We start from the raw sequence: 5,321 nt of genomic DNA, 5'->3' as shown, positions 1-5,321 counted from the left end.
GACGACCCGGTCGACCCCGGCGCCGTCGCCGCGCTCGCCGCCGCGCGTCGCGCAGGCGTCCGCCCGGTGGTGCTCACCGGCGCCGGGCCGGGCGTCGCTGCGTCGCTCGCCGAGCGCCTCGGCGCCGATCCCGGCGACGTCGTCCCCGAACCCGTCCCCGGGGCGGGCGGCGAGGTCGTGCGGCTGCTGCGGGCCAAGGGCGCGCTGGTCGCGGGCACCGTCCCGGGCGGCGGAGCGCTCGACCTGCCGGCGGTCGGCGGGGCGAGCGGGCTCGTCGGCGCCCTGCTGCTGGCCCGCCGCGCGCGGGGGGTCCACACCGCCGTGGGGGTGCTGACCTCGGGCGTCGCGCTCGTCGGCGCCGGGGCGGTGGCCGCCGGGCTGCTGCCGCCGGTGCTCGCTCCCGTCGTCCCGCTGGTCGGGATCGCGCTGGTGGTGACGGGGTGGTCGGCCGTGGCCGCGTTCGACGGCGACGCCGCGATCCGGGCGCGGGGCGCGACCGCGCGCACCGGCTGGGCCGCAGCCGACCGAGCTACCTGCGGGTAAGGTGAGCGCGGGTGCCCGCGAACGCGTGGGCCCGAGGAGGTGCGACCGCATGACCGAGGCGCCGACCGCCGCCCCCCGCGGCGGCCGCCTGTCCCGCGCCGCACGCCGGGCGCAGCTGCTCGTCGCGGCCCGCGACGTCTTCTCCGCGCAGGGCTACCACGCGGCCGCGATGGACGACATCGCCGAGCGGGCCGGGGTCAGCAAGCCGGTGCTCTACCAGCACTTCCCCGGCAAGCTGGACCTCTACCGCGCCCTGCTGAGCACCTACGCCGACGACCTCGTCGACCGCGTGCGCACGGCGCTGGCCTCCACCTCCGACAACGGCGAGCGCGTGCACGCCGCGGTCTCGGCCTACTTCGACTTCGTGGCCGGCGAGGGCGGCGCCTTCCGGCTGATCTTCGAGTCCGACCTGCGCAACGAGCCGGAGGCGGCCGCGGTGGTCGAGCAGGCCTCCGAGCGCTGCATCGACGCCATCGCCACCGCGGTCACCCACGACGCCGGCATCGACTGGGCCCGCGCCCGGCTGCTGGCCGTCGGCCTGGTCGGGCTGAGCAGGCTCAGCGCCCAGCACTGGATGACCTCCGACCGCGAGGTGCCGCGCGAGGAGGCCGTGCAGCTCATGTCCGCGCTGGCCTGGCGCGGGATCGCCGGGTTCCCGCTGGTCGGCGAGCAGCCCGGCAGCTAGCCGGCGCTGCGCACCAGCTCACCGATCCGCGCCAGCACCCCGGGCACCCGCTCCACCGGCAGCATGTGCCCCGCGCCGGGGAACACCGTCAGCCGCGCCCCGGGCAGCGCATCGGCGATCCGGCGGGCCGCCGCCACCGGCGTCAACCGGTCGCGGTCGCCGGCCAGCACCGCCGTCGGCGTGGAGGCGTACGCGGCCAGCGCCGCGTCGCGGTCGTGCTCGTCGAGCGTCGCCCGGAACCCGGCCACCGTCTGCGGCCGGCACGCGGCCACCGCCTCGACGGTCAGCCGGCGGGCCCGGGGGTCGGGGTGCGCGCCGAGCAGGAGCCAGCGCATCGCCGGGGACAGCAGCCACGGCGGACCCATCGCCGGGCGCCTCGACCTGGCCGGCAGGTCGCGCAGGCGGCGGTCTACCGAGCGGGCCAGCGCGGCGCCCCGCTCCGAGAGGCCGAACGTGGTGCGCGCGAGACCGCCGCTGGCCGTCGCGACGAGGGCGAGACCGGCCGCGCGGGCGGCCACGTCGGGGTGCTGCTCGGCCAGCGCCATGAGCGCCATGCCGCCCATCGAGTGCCCGGCCAGCACGAGCGGGCCCTCGGGCGCCGCCGCCGAGACGACGTGGGCGAGGTCGTCGGCGAGCCGGGCGATGGTCATCGTCTCCGGCGGAACCGCGTCGGAGCGGCCGTGGCCGCGGTGGTCGTAGCGCACGACCCGCGGCGGGCAGGGCCCGCGCAGCAGACCGGCGGCGACCGGGCCCCAGGTGCGGGAGTCGAGCGTCCAGCCGTGGGACAGCACGACCGTCGCCGCGGCGTCCGCCGGCCCTTCGACCCGGACGGCGAGCCGCACGCCGTCGTCGGTGGTGACGCGCTGATCAGTACCTCGATCAGTGCCCCGACCAGCGCTGTCAGCGCTGTCAGCGCCGTCGACGTCGGCCATCCCGCTCCCCTCGGACCGATCGGAGCTGTCCGGTCGGTCCGAGGGTACGGGCGTCAGCCGATCGCGAAGCCCACGCGACGGGCGTCGTCGGGAGCGATCTCGACGTAGGCGATCTGGTCGCCGCGCACCAGGTAGCGGCGGCCCTTCTCGTCGGTGAGCCGGAGCAGTCCGTCGCCCGAACCGCCGAGCGCGCTGTCCACCAGTCGCTGGACCTCGTCCGGCGTCTGGTCGCTGGACACCACGAGCTCGCGCGCGCTCTCCGCGATGCCGATCTTGACCTCCACCGGTGAACCTCCCGGGTCACGTTCGTCGAACTGGCTCGTCCTCGCTGGTTGCCCAGCCCGCCCCAGGCTAGTGGAGCCGGGCGCGCGGGGCCGCCACGGGCGGTCAGCCCTGGGCGAACCACCCCACGCCGACGGGATCGGGCGACCGGATCAGGTGAGCCCGAGGCTGGCCATCCGCTTGCCGTGGTTGGACTGCAGCCGCCGGATCAGCTGGGCGATGCCGGACAGGTCCCCGGAGCCGGAGACGATGAAGTCGGCCAGCTCGTCGCGCTCGGCCACGATGTGCTGGGCCTGCGTGACGGCCTCGCCGAGCAGCCGCCTGCCCCACAGCGCGAGCCGGTCGTGGACCTGGCGGTTGGCCTCGCAGGCGGCCCGCACCTCCCGCTCGGCGAACGCGCTGTGCCCGGTGTCGGCGAGCACCTGCTGCACCAGTGCGCCGGTCGCGCCGGGCAGCCAGCCGGCGATCTCGCGGTAGAAGTCGGCCGCGAGCCCGTCGCCGACGTAGGCCTTGACCAGCGACTCCAGCCAGCTGCGCGGCGCGGTCGAGTGGTGGTAGGAGTCCAGCGGGCGCACGAACGGCATCATCGCGTCCTCGACCGGGACGCCGAGCCCGCTCAGGTGCTCCTCCAGCAGCCGGAAGTGCCCGATCTCGGCGGCCGCCATCGCGGACAGGGCCGCCCGGCCGGTCAGCGTGGGCGCTGCCCTGGCGTCCTCCGCCAGCCGGTCGAACGCCGAGAGCTCCCCGTAGGCCAGCAGCCCGAGCAGGTCGACGGTGGCCTGCCCCGCTCCGGCGGGCTCCGCCGCCCGCGCAGTCGTCATGCCGGGAGCGTAGGCCAGCACCCGGTCCGGTGAAGGGCGGAACGGACACGAGCGCTCCGCCACCCGGTCGAGTGCGCCCGACCTCACCGACCCGTCCGGCCACGCCTGCTGACCCGGCGCCGGTTCCCGGGTAGGATGACGCGTGTCGCAGCATCCGATCGGGTGCGCGCATACCCGCGGTCTCCCGACCGGCCGACCCGCTCCGGGCCCCGGCCAGACCGGAACCGCAACGACATGGTGCGTACGGCGCCTCGTCGGTTCTCCCGCCAGGCCCGCTCCCGCGACGGCCGGTGGTCCGAGGAACCGGCCCCGGCACCTGCGCGGAGAGAGGCGATCATCCTGTCCGTCGAGAACGACACCCCCGAGAACCCCGACAACTCCACAGAGGCCGGTCCCGCGACCGCCGAGACCGCCACCGCGGTCGACGCCGCCGCGGTCGACCCCACTGTCGAGGCGGCCCCCGCCGACGACATCGTCGAGGCCCACCCGCTGCAGGCCGGTGCCCCCGTCCGGGAGGACTCCCCCACCTTCGCCGAGCTGGGCGTGCGCCCCGAGATCGTCAAGGCCCTCGCCGAGGCCGGCATCGTGCGCACGTTCGCGATCCAGGAGCTCACCCTGCCGCTGGCGCTGGCCGGCGACGACATCATCGGCCAGGCCCGCACCGGCATGGGCAAGACGCTGGGCTTCGGCGTCCCGCTGCTGCAGCGCGTCGTCCCGCCGGCCGAGCAGCCCGCCGCGAACGCCGAGGGCGAGGCCGCCGACCGCACCAAGGACGTGCCGCAGGCGCTCGTCGTGGTGCCGACCCGCGAGCTGTGCGTGCAGGTCGCCAAGGACATCGCCGACGCCGGCAAGCACCTCGGCATCCGGGTCACCGCCATCTACGGCGGCCGCGCCTACGAGCCGCAGCTGGCCGCGCTCCGCAAGGGCGTCGACGTGGTCGTCGGCACCCCGGGTCGGCTGCTCGACCTCGCCGAGCAGCGCCACCTGGTGCTCGGGCGGGTCAAGGCGCTCGTGCTCGACGAGGCCGACGAGATGCTCGACCTCGGCTTCCTGCCCGACGTCGAGCGGATCATGCGGATGCTGCCCGAGCAGCGCCACACGATGCTGTTCTCGGCCACCATGCCGGGCCCGATCATCACGCTGTCGCGCACGTTCCTGACGCAGCCGACGCACATCCGCGCCGAGGAGTCCGACCAGGGCTCCATCCACGAGCGCACCCGCCAGCTGGTCTACCGCGCGCACGCGATGGACAAGGTCGAGCTGCTCACCCGCGTGCTGCAGGCCGACGGTCGCGGCCTGACCATGATCTTCGCCCGGACCAAGCGCACCGTGCAGCGGGTCGCCGACGACCTGGCCGACCGCGGGTTCGCGGCCGCCGCGGTGCACGGCGACCTGGGCCAGAGCGCCCGCGAGCAGGCGCTGCGCGCGTTCCGCTCCGGCAAGATCGACGTGCTGGTCGCCACCGACGTGGCCGCCCGCGGCATCGACGTCACCGACGTCACCCACGTGGTCAACTACCAGTGCCCGGAGGACTCCAAGACCTACGTGCACCGCATCGGCCGCACCGGCCGCGCGGGCAAGGAGGGCGTGGCGGTCACCCTGGTCGACTGGGACGAGATGCCGCGCTGGAAGATGGTGAGCGACGACCTCGGGCTGGGCATCGACGAGCCGGTCGAGACGTACTCCACGTCCGACCACCTGTTCACCGACCTCGCCATCCCCACCTCGGCCACCGGCCGGCTGCCGCGCTCGAAGCGCACCCGCGCCGGCCTGGAGGCCGAGTACGTCGACCCCGAGCTCGACCACGGCGGCCGCAAGCGCGGCGACAAGCGCACCACCGGGCGCGACCGCAAGCGCCCCGAGGACGACGTGGTGGCCCCGCGCCGGCCGCGTCGCGAGCGCACCCGCACCCGCAGCCGCGGCGGGGTGAGCGTCGCGGGCGAGGGCACCGAGTCGGCGACCCAGGACAACGGCACCGCCACGGCGGAGGCAGCCCCGGCCGGGTCCGACGGCCCGGAGCCCGGCTCCGCCACCAACGGCGCCAACCCGCGGCCCGAC

Annotated in this window: 5 protein-coding genes and 1 pseudogene; 3 read left to right on the top strand and 3 right to left on the bottom strand. The window is 76.1% G+C overall.

All coding sequences use genetic code 11. The features are described from left to right. Positions 1 to 543, top strand: a pseudogene (locus KIK08_RS37075) (hypothetical protein); the annotation flags it as partial. Between the two features lie 49 nt (positions 544 to 592). After that, on the top strand, positions 593 to 1,228 hold the full coding sequence (locus KIK08_RS37070) for a TetR/AcrR family transcriptional regulator (RefSeq protein WP_214407987.1): 636 nt from the start codon (positions 593 to 595) through the stop codon (positions 1,226 to 1,228). Here KIK08_RS37070 and KIK08_RS37065 read toward each other — a convergent pair. The 3 genes from KIK08_RS37065 to KIK08_RS37055 all read right to left on the bottom strand — a co-directional run bounded on the left by KIK08_RS37065 (position 1,225) and on the right by KIK08_RS37055 (position 3,263). After that, the gene (locus KIK08_RS37065; protein WP_214407986.1) at positions 1,225 to 2,160 is read right to left on the bottom strand and encodes an alpha/beta fold hydrolase; all 936 of its coding nucleotides are present in this window, start codon (positions 2,158 to 2,160) and stop codon (positions 1,225 to 1,227) included. The two genes, KIK08_RS37070 and KIK08_RS37065, sit on opposite strands and share 4 nt — an antisense overlap. Before the next feature lie 53 nt (positions 2,161 to 2,213). Next, positions 2,214 to 2,444 (bottom strand): DUF3107 domain-containing protein, encoded by a 231-nt coding sequence (locus KIK08_RS37060; protein WP_214407985.1) that lies wholly within the window; start codon positions 2,442 to 2,444, stop codon positions 2,214 to 2,216. Positions 2,445 to 2,594: 150 nt separating this feature from the next. Next, positions 2,595 to 3,263, bottom strand: a complete 669-nt coding sequence (locus tag KIK08_RS37055) for a ferritin-like fold-containing protein (RefSeq protein WP_214407984.1) — start codon at positions 3,261 to 3,263, stop codon at positions 2,595 to 2,597. A gap of 234 nt (positions 3,264 to 3,497) precedes the next feature. On the opposite strand from KIK08_RS37055, the gene KIK08_RS37050 reads away from it, so the two are divergent. Next, a partial coding sequence (locus KIK08_RS37050) for a DEAD/DEAH box helicase (RefSeq protein WP_250558576.1) occupies positions 3,498 to 5,321 on the top strand: 1,824 nt, incomplete at its 3' end.

The sequence above is a fragment of the Pseudonocardia lacus genome, from assembly GCF_018531445.1.
Taxonomy (GTDB): Bacteria; Actinomycetota; Actinomycetes; order Mycobacteriales; family Pseudonocardiaceae; genus Pseudonocardia; species Pseudonocardia lacus.
Note: the sequence above shows the minus strand (reverse complement) of the source record. Positions and strands in the feature narration are given on the sequence as shown.

Bases quoted from the DNA above. Each gene is read 5' to 3' on its own strand.
- KIK08_RS37070 (WP_214407987.1), top strand. From the start codon at position 593: ATGACCGAGGCGCCGACCGCCGCCCCCCGCGGCGGCCGCCTGTCCCGC.
- KIK08_RS37065 (WP_214407986.1), bottom strand. From the start codon at position 2,160: ATGGCCGACGTCGACGGCGCTGACAGCGCTGACAGCGCTGGTCGGGGC.
- KIK08_RS37055 (WP_214407984.1), bottom strand. From the start codon at position 3,263: ATGACGACTGCGCGGGCGGCGGAGCCCGCCGGAGCGGGGCAGGCCACC.